The 14936-nt window shown below is 73.7% G+C and carries 12 protein-coding genes; 10 read left to right on the top strand and 2 right to left on the bottom strand.

What is annotated here, in order from left to right; all coding sequences use genetic code 11:
• Positions 1 to 195: 195 nt before the first annotated feature.
• The 4 genes from O7606_RS11355 (at position 196) to O7606_RS11340 (ending at position 5189) form a co-directional block, all read left to right on the top strand.
• Entirely contained in the window at positions 196 to 1344 is a 1149-nt protein-coding gene (locus tag O7606_RS11355) for a ThiF family adenylyltransferase (protein WP_281599018.1), read from the top strand.
• A 56-nt stretch (positions 1345 to 1400) separates the two neighbouring features.
• On the top strand, positions 1401 to 2159 hold the full coding sequence (locus O7606_RS11350) for an SDR family oxidoreductase (protein WP_281599017.1): 759 nt from the start codon (positions 1401 to 1403) through the stop codon (positions 2157 to 2159).
• 90 nt (positions 2160 to 2249) lie between these two features.
• Positions 2250 to 3293 (top strand): ketoacyl-ACP synthase III family protein, encoded by a 1044-nt coding sequence (locus O7606_RS11345; RefSeq protein WP_281599016.1) that lies wholly within the window; start codon positions 2250 to 2252, stop codon positions 3291 to 3293.
• Between the two features lie 150 nt (positions 3294 to 3443).
• Positions 3444 to 5189 (top strand): FAD-dependent monooxygenase, encoded by a 1746-nt coding sequence (locus O7606_RS11340; RefSeq protein WP_281599015.1) that lies wholly within the window; start codon positions 3444 to 3446, stop codon positions 5187 to 5189.
• A gap of 47 nt (positions 5190 to 5236) precedes the next feature.
• Here O7606_RS11340 and O7606_RS11335 read toward each other — a convergent pair whose 3' ends face one another.
• Entirely contained in the window at positions 5237 to 6409 is a 1173-nt protein-coding gene (locus O7606_RS11335) for an acyl-CoA dehydrogenase family protein (protein WP_281599014.1), read from the bottom strand.
• A 429-nt stretch (positions 6410 to 6838) separates the two neighbouring features.
• Between O7606_RS11335 and O7606_RS11330 the strand changes: the two genes are divergently transcribed.
• From O7606_RS11330 to O7606_RS11315, 4 genes are all read left to right on the top strand, one after another.
• Positions 6839 to 8023 carry an acyltransferase gene (locus tag O7606_RS11330; RefSeq protein WP_281599013.1) on the top strand — a complete coding sequence of 395 codons (1185 nt, stop codon included), beginning with the start codon at positions 6839 to 6841 and terminating at the stop codon, positions 8021 to 8023.
• 38 nt (positions 8024 to 8061) lie between these two features.
• Entirely contained in the window at positions 8062 to 9186 is a 1125-nt protein-coding gene (locus O7606_RS11325; RefSeq protein ID WP_281599012.1) for a nucleotide disphospho-sugar-binding domain-containing protein, read from the top strand.
• A 75-nt stretch (positions 9187 to 9261) separates the two neighbouring features.
• Positions 9262 to 9705, top strand: a complete 444-nt coding sequence (locus O7606_RS11320; protein ID WP_281599011.1) for a VOC family protein — start codon at positions 9262 to 9264, stop codon at positions 9703 to 9705.
• 196 nt (positions 9706 to 9901) lie between these two features.
• Positions 9902 to 11185, top strand: a complete 1284-nt coding sequence (locus tag O7606_RS11315; protein WP_281599620.1) for an aminotransferase class V-fold PLP-dependent enzyme — start codon at positions 9902 to 9904, stop codon at positions 11183 to 11185.
• Positions 11186 to 11199: 14 nt separating this feature from the next.
• Here the strand turns inward: O7606_RS11315 and O7606_RS11310 are convergent, their stop codons facing one another.
• Positions 11200 to 11376 (bottom strand): hypothetical protein, encoded by a 177-nt coding sequence (locus tag O7606_RS11310; protein ID WP_281599010.1) that lies wholly within the window; start codon positions 11374 to 11376, stop codon positions 11200 to 11202.
• 1091 nt (positions 11377 to 12467) lie between these two features.
• Here O7606_RS11310 and dxr point away from each other — a divergent pair.
• Both dxr and O7606_RS11300 read left to right on the top strand, forming a co-directional pair.
• Positions 12468 to 13679, top strand: a complete 1212-nt coding sequence (gene dxr, locus O7606_RS11305) for a 1-deoxy-D-xylulose-5-phosphate reductoisomerase (RefSeq protein ID WP_281599009.1) — start codon at positions 12468 to 12470, stop codon at positions 13677 to 13679.
• Positions 13679 to 14929, top strand: a complete 1251-nt coding sequence (locus tag O7606_RS11300) for a site-2 protease family protein (RefSeq protein WP_281599008.1) — start codon at positions 13679 to 13681, stop codon at positions 14927 to 14929. Before dxr ends, O7606_RS11300 begins: the two co-directional genes overlap by 1 nt.
• The last annotated feature ends 7 nt before the right edge of the window (positions 14930 to 14936 follow it).

The following is a 14936-nucleotide window of genomic DNA, read 5'->3' as shown; positions in this document are numbered from 1 at the left end:
GGTGGCCGGTTTCCTGCGAGTTGGGATTCCTGATTTCCGCGCACGTTTATCGTCGGGAGAGGCAGTTAACAACCCCTTGACAGATCGACGTGCAGGAGTGTTGCATGGGCACGCCCGGGTGCCGCCAAGGTCGCCCGGCGCTCCTCGGGGAAGCTGATTGCCCCGGCATACCTCATCCGCAGAGTCAGGAGCGCCATGCCTTTCCCACCCCTCGTGAAGCAGAGCGACGGACTCAGTGACTCTGAAGTGCGACGACAGGCGCACCAATTGATTCATCCCGATATCACTTCTGCTGGCCAACGGCGGATGAACAACAGCCGGGTCCTGGTCGTCGGGGCGGACGAGGTGGAGGCTCCGGCGCTGACCTTCCTCGCCGACGCCGGGATCGGCACGTTGGGCATCGTCGACGACGCGACCCTGGAGCCGTGGGACCTCCCGGCCCGGGGCCACGAGGACCTGCCCGGCGCGCGCTCACGAGGCGCCGCCTGGCAGGACCACCTCCGGACCGGTCACCCCGGGTTGGCCACCGTCCTGCACGACACGCCGCTGACCCCGGCCGACGCGCTGACCGTCGTCGACGGGTACGACCTGGTGTTGTGCGCCAGCGAGGACCCGGCCCTGTGCTACCTCGTCGACGACGTCTGCGCCCGCCTCGGCAAACCGTTCGTCTGGGGCGGTCTGGGCCGCCGGGAAGGCACGGTCGGCGTGTTCTGGGAGGAGCACGGCCCCACGTACCGGGACCTGTACCCCGACCCGCCCCGGCCCTACTTCCGGGGCATGGAGGGGGTGTCCAGGCTGCTCGCCCACTGGGTCGCCCTGACGATGGCGACCGAGGCCGTCAAGCTCCTCACCGGCCAGGGCGAACCCCTGGTGGGGCGGGTGACGACGTACGACGTGACGCTCGGGGAGTACGCGGTGACCCCGCTGGCGCGCCGCGCCGACACCCGGCGGCCCACCGAGCTCACCGCCAACGAGCCCTACTTCGGGCTGCTCACGCCGGCCGCCGCCGAGGCCGCCCGGACCGGGACCATCTCCGTGGAGGAGCTGCGGGACCTGCTCGACGGGCCGGCCCCCGTCCACCTGGTGGACGTCCGGGAACCGGACGAGCACGCGCTGGTCCGGCTGCCCGACTCGGTGCTCGTCCCCAAGCGCGAGTTCCTCGACGGCGACGCCGCCGCCAGCCTGCCGACCGACCGCAAGGTGGTGCTCTACTGCCGGATGGGCATCCGGTCCGCCGAGGCGCTCGCGAGGGTGCGCGCCCAGGGCCACCCGGACGCCGTGCACCTCGGCGGCGGCATCATCGCCTGGGCCCAGCGGATCGACCCGAGCCTGCCCACCTACTGACCTCCGCGGCCCACGGCCCCGCCCGCTTTCGACCCAGCGAGGACACCATGACACGCATGCCAGCACGCACCGCGCTCGTCACCGGAGCGGGGCGGGGCATCGGCCGGGCCATCGCCGAACGCCTCGGCGACCGGGGCATGACGGTGGCGGTGCACTACGCGTCCGACGACACGGCGGCCAAGGAGACGGTGGCCGCCGTGGTGGCACGGGGCGGCCGGGCGTTCCCGGTCCGCGCCGAGCTGGGCCTGCCGGGAGACGTCGACACCCTGTTCGCCGCCCTCACCGAGGGGCTACGCGAGCACACCGGCGACACCGGGCTCGACGTCCTGGTCAACAACGCCGGCATCGGCTGCCGGGGCGACGTCTCCCAGCTTACCCCGGAGGCGTTCGACCGGGTGATCGCGGTCAACGTGAAGGCCCCGGTCTTCATCGTGCAACGGGCGCTGCCGCTGCTTCGGGACGGCGGTCGCATCGTGAACGTCTCCTCGATGGCCACCCGGGTCGCCCATCCGGAGATCCTCGGGTACGCGATCAGCAAGGGCGCCCTGGACATGCTCGCCCCCAACCTGGCCAGACAGCTCGGCCCCCGGGGGATCACGGTCAACACCGTGTCCCCGGGGCTGATCGACACCGAATTCCACGGCGACCGGCTGCGCGGGCGCCCCGAGGCGCGGGCCGAGGCCGCCGCCCAGCCCGCCGTCGGCCGGCTCGGCGAACCCGCCGACGTGGCCGACGTGGTCGCCTTCCTCGTCTCCGCCGAGGCCCGCTGGATCACCGGCGAGCGGCTGGAGACGTCCGGCGGCGCCCGGCTGTGACCGTACGGGTCACCGGCCCGCGCCCGACTCAACCCCCTCCCTCCACGCCCACGGCGGGCTCCCCGCCGTCCTGACCACCGGGATCGAGACATGCGCCTGAAGGACGTCCACATCGCGTCGATCGGAGTCCACCTCGGTCGCTCGGTCGACCTCGCCGAGGCGGTCGCCGCCGGTCGGTACGACGAGGCCGAGTACACCGCCAACGGGCTTGTCCGGGCCGTGGTGGCCGAGGACGAGTTCCCCGCCGACATGGCGGTGACCGCCGTCCGGCAGGCGATGGACCGCTGCCCGGTGGACCCGGCCGACATCCGTCTCATGCTGCACGCCAGCCTCTTCTTCCAGGGGCAGGACATGTGGACCCCGGCCTCCTACATCCAGCGGTACACCATCGGCGGCGCCGCCCCGTCGATCGAGGTGGACCAGAAGAGCAGCGGCGGCACCGCCGCGCTCGGCCTGGCCGTGTCGTACCTGTCCAACTGCGACCCCGACTCGGCGGTGCTGATCACCACCGCGGACCGGTTCGGCGAGCCCGGTTGGGACCGCTTCCGCAGCGAGAGCGGGACGGTGATGGGCGACGGCGCGACCGCGACCGTGCTCACCCGGCGGCCCGGCTTCGCCCGGGTGCTGTCCACCGTGCTGACCGCCGACCCGACCCTGGAGGAGATGTACCGGGGGGACGGCTTCAAGACCGCGGCGCACAGCGGCGACAAGCCGATGGACCTGCGCCGGCGCAAGAAGGCGTTCATGCGGGGCCGGATGCTCGAACTGGAGCAGATCTCCCTCCGGATCGCCAGCGGCGTCGGCGACTGCATGCGGACCGCCCTCGAGGAGGCGGACACGAAGCTGGACGACGTCTCCCGGGTGGTGCTGCCCAACATCGGCCTGACCGTGCGCTGGTGGAGCGTGCTCAAGGAGATGGGCGTCGAGCGGGACCGCACCTCCTGGGACTGGGGCCGCACCATCGGTCACCTCGGTGCCGGCGACCAGTTCGCCGGCCTGGAACACCTGGTCCGGCAGGGCCAGGTGCGGCCCGGTGACCGGGTGGTGCTGGCCGCCAGCGGCCACGGCTTCAACTGGGGCGCGGCGGTCGTCGAGATCCTGGACACCCCGGACTGGGCCGCCACCCCCGCCTGACCGTCCGCCGGCCAGGGCGTCCGCCCGGCCCCGAACCGCCCGCCGGCCGCGGCGTCACCTGTCCGGTCCCGAAACCGCCCGCCCGGTCACGGCGTCCGCCTGCCCGGCCGGGCGGCACGTCCCGTCAACTCCGCCCGGAAGGGGCCCCCAATGCGTAGCAGGCAGGTCGAGGTTCTGGTCGTGGGAGGCAGCACCGTCGGCCTCTTCGCGGCGCTGTTCCTCGCCCGGCACGGGGTGTCGACCCTGTGCGTGGACCGGCACCCCGCGCCGCTGCGGCACCCACGCGCCATGGGCATCGGCCCCCGTACCGTGGAGCTGTTGCGGGAGGCGGGCATCGCCGACGCCGTCGACGCGGTCTGCATGGACATGTCCGGCAGCAACCTGCAGATGTTCTCGTCCCGGACGCTGGCCGAGGCCGACCTGGCCGCGCTGAGCGCCGCCGCGCCGCCGCGTACCCGCGACGTCGACCACGTCACCCCGCAGCATCTGCGGGGCACCTGCCCGCAGAGCCGCCTCGACACGGTGGTGCTCACGGCCGCGCGGGAGCACGGGGCGAGCGTCGAGTTCGACACCGAGCTGACGTCGTTCACCCAGGACGACGCCGGGGTGACCGCCGTCCTCACCGGCCCGGCCGGGCCGACCACGGTCCGGGCCCGCTACCTGGTCGCGGCGGACGGGGCCCGCAGCGCGGTCCGCTCGCGGCTCGGGGTCGGCGTCACCGGCCCGGGGCCGCTGGGCCGACCGGTAATCAGCGTGCTGTTCGAGAGCGACCTGGCGGCGATCACCGGCGGCCACACCTTCATCGTCTGCGACGTCACCCACCCGGACGCCCCGGGCGGCCTGCTGCCGGTGGACGGCGACCGCCAGTGGATCTACCACTTCTACCACGACCCGGCGACCGAGCCGGTCGAGGCGTTCACCCCGGCCCGCTGCCGGGAGCTGATCCGCACCGCCGTCGGTCAGGCCGACCTGCCGGTGGAGGTGGTCAGCGTCCTGCCGTGGCAGGCGCAGGCGACGGTGGCCGACCGGTTCCGGGTCGGCCGGGTCCTCCTGGCCGGGGACGCCGCGCACGTGGTGCCGCCGGTCGGGGCGTTCGGGATGAACACCGGGGTGGCGGACTCGCACAACCTCGCCTGGAAACTCGCCCTGGTCCTCGCCGACCGGGCCGGCGAGGAACTGCTGGACACGTACGAGGCCGAACGCCGGCCGGTGGCGCTCGCCGTACGGGAACAGGCCATGCTGCGGCTCGCCGACCCCGGCCTGCACTGGGCCCGGGGGGCCGAGGGCGCCGCCCGACGGGCCGCGGCCGGCGCGGTCAACGCCCCCGTGGTGCACCTGGGCTACCGCTACGACTCGGCGGCGGTGGTCAACCCGCAGCCGACGCCACCGTCCACCGAGGACGTCGGGCGGGCGCTCGACGGCGCGCCGGGCTCCCGGCTTCCCCACGGCTGGCTGGCGCCGGCCGGTCGGCGGGTCTCCAGCCTGGACCTGGTCGCCGGGCGGTTCACCCTGTTCACCGGGGCGGACGGCACGGCGTGGTGGGCGGCGGCGGCCGAGGCGGCCCACTGGTTCCCGGTCGGCCTGCAGGCGTACCGGGTCGGCCCGGGGCGGGAGGTCGCCGACCCGGACGGTTGGACGACGACAGTCGGCATCGGTGACCACGGCGCGCTGCTGGTCCGCCCGGACGGGTTCGTCGCCTGGCGCGCGACCACGGCGGACCCCGACCCGGCCGGCGCCCTGCGGGACGCCCTGGCGGCGCTGCTGCACGGCACGCCGACGCCCGGCGGTGCCCGGGTCGGCCCGCCGAAGCCCGACGCCGCCCGGGGCGGCCCGCCCACGCCCGGCGCCGGCCGGGGCACGTCGACGCTCAGCGCCGGGCGGGCCGGAACGCGGTAAGCGTGCCGCCGGCGGAACGCGGTAAGCGTGCCGCCGGCCGCGCCCGCTCAGAGGTTGCGGGCGATCACTACCCGCTGGATCTGGTTGGTGCCCTCGATGAGCTGCAACAGCTTCGCCTCCCGCATCCAGCGTTCGACCGGATGGTCCTGCACGTAGCCGTACCCGCCGAGGATCTGCACGGCGTCGGTGGTGGCGCGCATGGCCGTGTCGGTGGCGAACAGCTTGGCCCGGGCGGCCATCGCGGTCACGTGGTTGGGGTCGGCGCCCGCGTCCAACGCGCGGGCCGCCTCGCGGACGAGCGCGCGGGCCGCGGCGAGCTGGGTGGAGATGTCGGCGAGCAGGAAACTCACCCCCTGGAACTCGGCGACCGGCTGGCCGAACTGCTGCCGGCTCCGGGCGTACGCCAGGGCGTGCTCCAGGGCCGCGGTGGCCAGCCCGACCGCGCAGGCGGCGATGCCCAGCCGTCCCCGGTCGAACAGCCCGGTGGCGATCAGGAAACCCTTGCCGGGCCGGCCGATCATCCGGTCCGCCGGCACCCGGGCGCCGTCGAACACCACGGTCGCGGTCGGCGACGACCGGACGCCCATCTTGCGTTCCGGTCGCTGCACGTGCAGACCGGCCAGCCGCGCGTCGGCCAGCAGCAGGGAGAGGCCACGCACCCCCGGCCCGCCGGTACGGCAGAAGACGTTGTAGAAGTCCGCCTGGCCGGCGTGGCTGGTCCAGGCCTTCGTCCCGGTGACCGTCCAGTGGCCGTCCTCCCGGGTGGCCCGGCAGGCGATCGCCGACACGTCCGAGCCGGCCTCCGGCTCGGAGACGCAGTTCGCGCCGAGCAGGTCCCCGCCGAGCATCTCCGGGAGCAGCCGCTCCCGCTGCTCCGGGCTGCCGTGGTGGGCCAGCCCGTAACAGGACAGCACGTGGATGTTCACCGACTGGGCGACGCAGAGCCAGCGGCGGGCCAGGATCTCCAACACGGCCAGGTACGTCTCGTAGCTCTGCCCGCCGCCGCCGTAATCGACGGGGTAGGGCAGGCTCAGCAGGCCGGCCCGGCCCAGGGTGCGCAGCACCGCGCGGGGGAACTCGGCGCGTGCCTCGAAGTCGTCCGCCCGGGGCGCGAGCTCCTTGTCGGCCAGCTCCGAGGCGAGGTCGAGCAGGGCGTGAACCTCGTCGGCACGCCGCTGCGGGGCGGCTGCGGAATGGTCGGTTAATGCGACGTGTGGCATGGCGTTTCCGTTCCCGAAATGAGGCTGGCCGTCCCGTCGGGCGGCTGTGCTGGCGGATTCGCCGGCCGGGCGGCGGGACGCCCGGCGGGCGGACTCGAATGATTCCAGTCGCGGGATGCGCTGGCAACGCAGTGACCGTCGCCGGCCCGGCGCGGCGCCGGCGTGACCCGTGTCGGAGCAGGTGAAACGGCCTGTCCGGAAGGTGCGGCGCGATGTTGTCCAGGTGCGGCCAAGACCGTGAAGGGCCATCACCGAAGCTGTCTTCACGCGATGCCCTCTGCCAGAATTGTGCCGGCCGTGATGATCGGACGGCAACCGGAGGATGACTAACTCCGGTCAATGCTTCGAGGAGTTGACGTGTTGTCGGACAGTGACCTCGCCAACCCCGGATCGACTAATACGGGGAAGGGCGGAAGGGCTTCTGCTCGTTTGGACACATTGACCGGCGCGCGGTTCCTGGCCGCCTTTATGGTCTTTCTCTTCCACATCGCCACGCTGAGCGTCTTCGCGCCGGAGAGCTGGCTCGGCGGTTCGCTTCCCCTGCTGACCAGGACGGCCGGCGCGATCGGGGTCTCCTTCTTCTTCGTGCTCAGCGGCTTCGTGCTCACCTGGTCGGTCCGGCCGGGCGACACCTACCTCGGCTTCCTCCGCCGTCGGCTGGTCAAGATCTTCCCGAACCACCTGGTCACCTATGCGATGGCGATGCTCCTCTTCGCCGCGACCAGCACCGGGCCGGTCACCGCGCTGCTCAACGCCCTGCTGCTGCAGTCCTGGGCGCCCGACGTGGACGTCTTCCTCTCGGTGAACGGGCCGAGCTGGTCGCTCTCCTGCGAGCTGCTGTTCTACCTGGCGTTCCCGGTGCTGCTGCCGGTGGTCAGCCGGATTTCCGCCGACCGGCTGTGGCTCTGCGCCGGCGCGGTCGTCCTGGTGATCGCGGCCCTGCCGACGGCCGCCCACCTGCTCCTGCCGGCGGAGCCGACCTTCGGCGAGGTCTTCGACGGCACCATCCTCGAAGGCCAGTCGGTGCCCCGACTGTGGTCGCTCTACATCTTCCCACCGAGCCGCCTGCTCGACTTCGGGCTCGGCATGCTGATGGCCCGCATCGTGCTCAGCGGGCGGTGGATCCGGCTCCCGGTCACCGCGGCCGCGCTGCTCACGGCGGGCGGGTACCTCCTCGGCACGGTCACCCCGATGACGTACACCGTCGACGCGGCCACGATCGTCCCGCTGGCGCTGCTCATCGCGGCCCTGGCCGTCGCGGAGCGGGGCGACGGGGTGGCCGCCCCGCGCGGCGGCGTCCACCGGCGGACCGTCAGCGGCTGGTTGGGCCACCCCGTCATGCGCCGGCTGGGCGAGCTGTCCTTCGCGTTCTACCTGGTCCACGAGCTGGTCCTGATCCTGCTCCGGGCCGGTGTCGGCTTCGACCGGCACCTCTCCACCACCGGCGGTCTGCTGCTCGCCCTGTGCGGCCTGCTGCTCAGCGTGGGACTGGCCTACCTCCTGCACACCTTCGTGGAGCTGCCCGCCGTACGCCGGTGGGGTCGGTTCCGGCGCGTCCTGCCGCCCACCGCAGGCCCGGCGGGCGACGACGCCCGACCCCGGCCGGCCCGCTGACCCACCCCCGCCCCTCACCTCGACCTCTGGGAGTTCCCGTGCGGATCCTTTTCGTCACCGGCGGCAGCCCGGCCACCGTCTTCCCGCTGGTGCCGCTGGCCACCAGCGCGCGCAACGCGGGACACGAGGTCTTCGTCGCCTCCATCGAGGAGACCATGCCCGCCATCACCGGCGCCGGCCTGCCCGCCGTCCGCCTGTCGGCCACCCCGATCCGCCGGTTCATCACCGCCGACCGGTCCGGCACGCCGGTCCCCGAGCCGACCGACCCGGACGACCACATGCGCTGGATCGGGTACGGCTTCGGCCGCCTCGCCGCCGCCTGCCTGCCCCCGTTGCTGGAGCTCTGCCGGGACTGGCGTCCGGACGTCGTGGTCGGCGGCTTCCTCAACTTCGCCGCGCCGCTGCTGGCCGCCCGCCTCGGCGTGCCGTACGTGCGGCACTCGTGGGACACCGGTGAGCCGCCGGTGGTGGACGTGGCCGCCGAGCAGGAGCTCGCCCCGGAGCTGGCGGAGCTCGGACTGGCCGGGGTACCCGCCGCCGACCTGTGGATCGACATCTGCCCGCCGAGCCTGCGTCCGACCGACGCGCCGGCGGCCCAACCGATGCGGTACGTGCCGGCCAACCTCCAACGTCCGCTGGAACCCTGGATGTACCGCCGCGCCGGCGCCCGCCGGGTGTGCGTGACCGCCGGGACGAAGGTCGCCCCGGACAACTTCTACGACTACCTGGTGGACCTGGTCGGCAAGCTCGCCCGCCTGGACGCGGAGGTGGTCGTCGCGGCGCCGTCGGCGGTCGCCGGCGACCTGTCCGAACGGCTCGGGGTACGGGTCGGCTGGCTGCCGCTGGACGTGGTCGCCCGCACCTGCGACCTGGTCGTGCACCACGCCGGCGGCGGCACCGCGCTCACCGCGATGGCCTGCGGCGTGCCGCAGCTCCTCGTGCCGAACATGCCCAAGCTGCTCGCGCCCTCCCGCCGCCTGGCCGAACACGGCGCGGCGCTGATGCTGCTGCCGGGGCAGGACACGCCCGAGGCGTTGACCGCGGCGAGCGAGGAGCTGCTGACCACGTCGAGCTACCGCGAACGAGCGGCCGACCTGGCCCGGGAGATCGCCGGCCTGCCGTCCCCGGCGGAGGTGCTCGGCCTGCTGGAGAAGCTGGCCTGACAACGGAACGGGCCCGGCCGCGGTCGGCCCTGGACAGACGGCCGGCAGCGGACGTCATCACGAGAGGCGGAAGCAGTGACCACCTTCTACCACATCTGTTTCGTCGTCCCCGACATCAAGCAGGCCATGGCGGACCTCAGCCGGTCGGTGGGCGTCGAGTGGGGCGAGGTACGTGACGACGCGATCGGCCCCTGGGAGTACCAGATGGCGTTCTCGCAGACCGGATCCCCGTACTTCGAGCTGATCCAGGGCCCGGCCGGCAGCCCCTGGGACTCCACCCTCGGCGCCCGCTGCGACCACATCGGATTCTGGACCCGCTCGGTGGAGGAGAGCTCCCGCCGGCTGACCGAGCAGGGGATGCCCCAGGAGTTCAGCGGCTGCCCGTTCGGCCGGCCGTACACCTACCACCGGGTGGAGAGCCTGGGGGTGCGGCTGGAGATGATGGACGTGTCCCGCCAGCCCATGTTCCTGGCCTCGTGGAACCCCAACGGCCAGGTCATGCCCGCCTTCGACGCCTGAGACCGGGCCGGTCCGCCCGGCGCGCCGGGCGGACCGTTTCCGTCCCGCCCGGCACACCGTTTTCACACCCGGCACCACAAGCAGGCCCGACGGCCCACGTCGGGCGGTCGCGGACCCCGTCGCGCGCTCGCCGGGGACCTGAAACTCGGAGGTGGCTGTGCAGTCCGTCCTCGCTACCGTAACCGGCACGTCCGCGCTGCTCGCCACGACGCCCGGCCGTGGCCCGCTGGACGTCCTCGGTGTGCCCGGCCAGGTCAACCTCGACTACGCGGCGTCCGCGCCGTGCGCGGTCGCGGCGGCCACCGCGCTGGCCGAGCTGCTGCCCTGGTACGCTAGCGTGCACCGGGGCGCGGGCGCGCTCTCCCAGCGCTGCACCCTGGCGTACGAGGAGGCCCGGCAGGCCGTCGCCGACTTCGTCGGGGCCCGCCCCGACGATCTGGTCATCTTCACCCGGAACACCACGGACGCCCTGAACCTGCTGGCCCGGGCGTTGCCCGCCGGCGCCACGGTGATCACCTTCGAGGGCGAGCACCACTCGAACCTGCTGCCGTGGCCGGCGGGAACCGTCCGGCTGCCCGCTCCCGCGACCCCGGACGACGCGGTCCGCTCGCTGCACGCCGCGCTGACCGAGCTGACCCGCGGCAACGACACCCGTCCGCTGGTGGTCAGCGTCACCGGGGCGAGCAACGTGACAGGCGAACGCTGGCCGGTGGCCGTGTTGTCGGCCGTCGCCCGCCGGCACGGCGCCCGTACCGTGGTCGACGCCGCGCAGCTCGCCCCGCACGAGCCGATCGACCTCGACGAGCTCGGCGCGGACTACCTGGCGCTGTCCGGTCACAAGCTCTACGCCCCGTTCGGCGCGGGCGTGCTGGTCGGCCGGGGCGACTGGCTGGAGGCGGCGTCGCCGTACCTGGCCGGCGGCGGGGCGAGCGCCTACGTCGGCGCGGCCACCCACGACATCCGGTGGGCCGACGGGCCGGCCCGGCACGAGGCCGGCACCCCCAACCTGTTCGGCGCGGTGACCCTGGGCGCGGTGTGCGCGGCGTTGCAGGAAGCCGACCGCGCCGTGTTGCGGGCCCGGGAGCAGACGCTCCTGGCCCGCCTGCGGGAGGGGCTGACCGCCCTGCCCGGGGTGGCCGAGCTGAGCCTGTTCGGGCCGGCGGCGCCCCGGGTGGGCATCGTGTCGTTCGTGGTGGCCGGGATGGACTCCGCGCAGGTCAGCGCACGCCTGGGCCGGGAACACGGGATCGGCGTCCGGGACGGGCTGTTCTGCGCGCACCCGCTGAGCCGGCGGCTGCTGGCCGGGGCGGCGGCCCGCCTGGGTCGCCGCGACGTGCCACCGACCGCCGTCCGCGCCAGCATCGGGCTGGGCACCACCGCCGAGCACGTCGACCGCCTGGTGGCCGCGCTGGGCGAGATCATCGCCGACGGCGTACCGGCGGTCGTCCCGGTCCCCGCCCATCGTTCCTGCCGGCCCTGACCGGCCCTGACCCGTCACCCGACCCGGTCGGTCCGGCGGAACGGCGGGCCGGGCTCCTCGACCGGCACCCGTGCCAACCGGTCCGGGCAGCGCCAGCGCAGCCCACAGACGCAGTAACGGCCGAGCCGGCGCCGCGACCAGTCGCGACGGTGCCGCACCGCCAGCGGTACGGGTTTCGGAACGCGAGCCATCGGCGTGCCTCCCAACGTGGGGTGTTCCTCCAATCTGCGGCCGGGCGGTCGGGAGACGGAAGCGGTGGCGGGCCCCCGGCGGCGGTGTGGGGACGGCTGTCCGCCGGGTGATGCCGGGTGGGGCGGGTCGGCCGGTCGTGGCGGCCCTGTGACGGGCGGCCACCCGCCCCGTCACGCATGTCGGCCCGCGCCACGATTCCGAAAGCCCCTGCAAGTTTCGATGCTGCCGGGCCGGTCGAGGATCTCCGCCCCTGGTCGTTTCGGTGGGTCGTCCCATGTGGCTGGTCAGCCCAGCCGGTGAGCTGCGTCAACCGTCGACTGCGGCAGGCTGGGCCAGTCGGAGTTTCCGAAATGTTTCCGGAAATCGTTGACAGCGCCGCAGGGCGGTCCAGTACTTTCTACATCGACGGACCTCGACTCCGTCGGTTCGGGTCAGCCGGCCCGACCGGGCCCCGGCCGCCGACCACGGCGACCGGTGGGCGACCACCCCGCGCGTTGCTCGCAGGACGGTGGTCGGCGGTCATTGCCCAGACCGCCGACCACCCGCCGGGGCGGTGCCCGGCGGCGCGATGCCCGCCAGGTCGACACCGGCGGGCGTCCGCCGGCGAGGCCGCGCCCCACGGGCTGCCGCGAATGCGCAGAGTAGCCATCAGGACGCCTCACGTCTCCGTTCCCCACCCTTTGCTCTGCACCCCCCGACGCGACAGCGGCGTCGGACGAAACGGCGCGTCGGGGGGTGCAGAGCAAAGGGGCCGGAAGGGTGGTGAGGGGGACGGAGGGGCGGAGGCGAAGAAGGAGGAAGCGGAGAGGTGGCCGGCAGAGCCCTGGTGGGAGGGGCGTCCGTGAGGGGCGCCCGGGGCACGGGCGGCCAACCGGGGGCTGGCGGCCGGACGGTGGTCATCCGGCGTGCGGCGGGCGTGGCGAGCGGCGGCGCGGTGAGCGGCGGCGTGGCGACCGGCGACGCGGCGCTGATCCATGGGGAGATGCGCCCCGCGCGGGGCCGGGGACGGCGACGCCGCTGGTCGGCCGGGCGTCGTCCGACGACCAAGGGGTGGGCGGGACGCGGTGCGGGGGTGGGGGACAATGTCCGGGTGACATCTCCGCGTGAGCTGGTCCTGCTCGGCTCGACCGGGTCCGTCGGGACCCAGGCCATCGACATCGTGCGACGCGATCCGGACCGGTTCCGGGTGGTGGCGTTGGGCGCCGGCGGCGGAAACGTCGAGCTGCTCGCCGCCCAGGCGCTCGAACTGGGCGTCGAGGCGGTCGGGGTGGCCAAGGCGTCCGCCGCCCAGGACCTCCAGCTCGCCTTCTACGCCGAGGCGAGCCGGCGCGGGTACGCCACCGGCGACTTCCGGATCCCGAAGATCGTCGCCGGGCCGGACGCGATGACCGAGCTGGCCGCCTGGCCGGCCGACATCGTGCTCAACGGGGTGGTCGGCTCGCTCGGGCTCGCGCCGACCCTGGCCGCGCTGCGCGCCGGCCGTACGCTCGCGCTGGCCAACAAGGAGTCGCTGGTCGCCGGCGGCCCCCTGGTGAAGGCCGCCCAGACCCGGCCGGGGCAGATCGTGCCGGTCGACTCCGAACACTCGGCGCTGGCCCAGTGCCTGCGGTCCGGGTCGCGGGGCGAGGTGCGGCGGCTGATCGTCACCGCCAGCGGCGGCCCGTTCCGGGGCCGACGGCGGGACGAGTTGACGCAGGTCACGCCCGAGCAGGCGCTCGCCCACCCCACCTGGAACATGGGCCCGGTCGTCACCATCAACTCGGCCACCATGGTCAACAAGGCGCTGGAGGTGATCGAGGCGCACGAGCTGTTCGACGTGCCGTACGCCGACATCACCGTGACGGTGCACCCGCAGTCGGTGATCCACTCGATGGTGGAGTTCGTGGACGGCTCCACGATCGCCCAGGCCAGCCCGCCGGACATGCGGCTGCCGATCGCGCTCGGGCTGGGCTGGCCGGACCGGGTCGCCGGGGCCGCCACGGCTGTCGACTGGAGCGCCGCGCACACCTGGGAGTTTCTCCCGCTGGACGACGAGGCGTTCCCGGCGGTGGCGCTGGCCAAGGCGGCCGGGACGGCCGGCCGGTGCCGTCCGGCGATCTACAACGCGGCGAACGAGGAGTGCGTGGCCGCGTTCGTCGCCGGGCGGCTGCCCTTCCTGGGCATCGTCGACACCCTGGAGCGGGTGCTGGAGGCCGCCCCCGATTTCGACCAACCAGGTACCGTCGAGGACGTGCTCGCCGCAGAGTCCTGGGCACGCGCGCACGCGCGACAGATCATCGCGGCGTCGGTGGAAGGAGCTTGATGGCGTACCTGCTCGGGGTGGTGCTCTTCGCCCTGGCCATCCTCATCTCGGTAAGCCTCCACGAGGCGGGGCACCTGGTCACCGCCAAGGCCTTCGGGATGAAGGTGACGAAGTACTTCGTCGGGTTCGGCCCGACGCTCTGGTCGTTCCGGCGCGGCGAGACCGAGTACGGCGTCAAGGGCATCCCGCTCGGCGGCTTCTGCAAGATCGTCGGCATGACGCCGCAGGACGACGACGTCGACCCGGGCGACCAGCACCGGGTGATGTGGAAGTACCCGGTCTGGAAGCGGACGATCGTGATGTCCGCCGGCTCGGTCACCCACTTCGCGCTCGCCGTCGTCGCCCTCTGGCTGGCCGCCGTCTTCATGGGGCTGCCCAACCCCGACTACCCGACCACCGACGAGCAGGCCCGCAAGGAGCCCGCCGTGGTGGCGCTCGGCGAGTGCGTGGTGCCGGAGAACGCCATCCGGGCCTGCACCCCCGCCGACCCGCCGAGCCCGGCCGGCCAGGCCCAGCTCCGCGACGGCGACCGGATCACCTCCTTCAACGGCGCCCCGATCACCAACTACGGCGAGCTGCTCACCGCGCTGCGCGGCGCGACCCCGGGCAGCGCCGCCGAGATCGGGTACGTCCGCGACGGCCAGCCGGCCACCACCCGGGCCACCCTCGCCAGCACCCAGCGCCCGCCGCTGGACGACCCGGAAGGGCCGGTCGGCACGGTCGCCGCGCTCGGCGTCGGCCTGCGCCCCAGCACGCCCACCATGGTCACCTACGGCCCGGTGGACGCGTTCGGCGCGACCGCCGAGTACACCGGCAACATGGCCGTCGGCACGTACGAGGCGATGAAGCGCATCCCGCAGAAGGTCCCCGCCCTCTGGGCGGCGATCGGCGGCGGCGAACGCGACATGGACACCCCGATCAGCGTGGTCGGCGCCAGCCGGCTCGGCGGTGAGGCGGTCGCCAACGACGCCTGGGAGCTGTTCGTCCTGCTGTTCATCTCACTGAACTTCTTCATCGGCGTGTTCAACCTGCTGCCCCTGCTGCCGCTGGACGGCGGCCACATCGCCATCGCCTGGTTCGAACGGGTCCGGAGCTGGGCGTACGCCCGGTTCGGCCGCCCCGACCCGGGCCGCGTCGACTACCTCAAGCTCATGCCCGTCACGTACGCGGTGATCCTGGTCGGCGGCGTGTTCACGCTGCTGACCATCACGGCGGACGTCGTCAACCCGATCACGCTCTTCTCAAGGTGAGTGTTTG

Source organism: Micromonospora sp. WMMD882 (genome assembly GCF_027497255.1).
Lineage (GTDB): Bacteria > Actinomycetota > Actinomycetes > Mycobacteriales > Micromonosporaceae > Micromonospora.
Note: the sequence above shows the minus strand (reverse complement) of the source record. Positions and strands in the feature narration are given on the sequence as shown.

Coding starts and splice junctions, on each gene's coding strand:
- O7606_RS11300 (WP_281599008.1), top strand. CDS start 13,679: ATGGCGTACCTGCTCGGGGTGGTGCTCTTCGCCCTGGCCATCCTCATC.
- O7606_RS11335 (WP_281599014.1), bottom strand. CDS start 6,409: ATGCCACACGTCGCATTAACCGACCATTCCGCAGCCGCCCCGCAGCGG.
- O7606_RS11340 (WP_281599015.1), top strand. CDS start 3,444: ATGCGTAGCAGGCAGGTCGAGGTTCTGGTCGTGGGAGGCAGCACCGTC.
- O7606_RS11345 (WP_281599016.1), top strand. CDS start 2,250: ATGCGCCTGAAGGACGTCCACATCGCGTCGATCGGAGTCCACCTCGGT.
- O7606_RS11350 (WP_281599017.1), top strand. CDS start 1,401: ATGCCAGCACGCACCGCGCTCGTCACCGGAGCGGGGCGGGGCATCGGC.
- O7606_RS11355 (WP_281599018.1), top strand. CDS start 196: ATGCCTTTCCCACCCCTCGTGAAGCAGAGCGACGGACTCAGTGACTCT.
- O7606_RS11310 (WP_281599010.1), bottom strand. CDS start 11,376: ATGGCTCGCGTTCCGAAACCCGTACCGCTGGCGGTGCGGCACCGTCGC.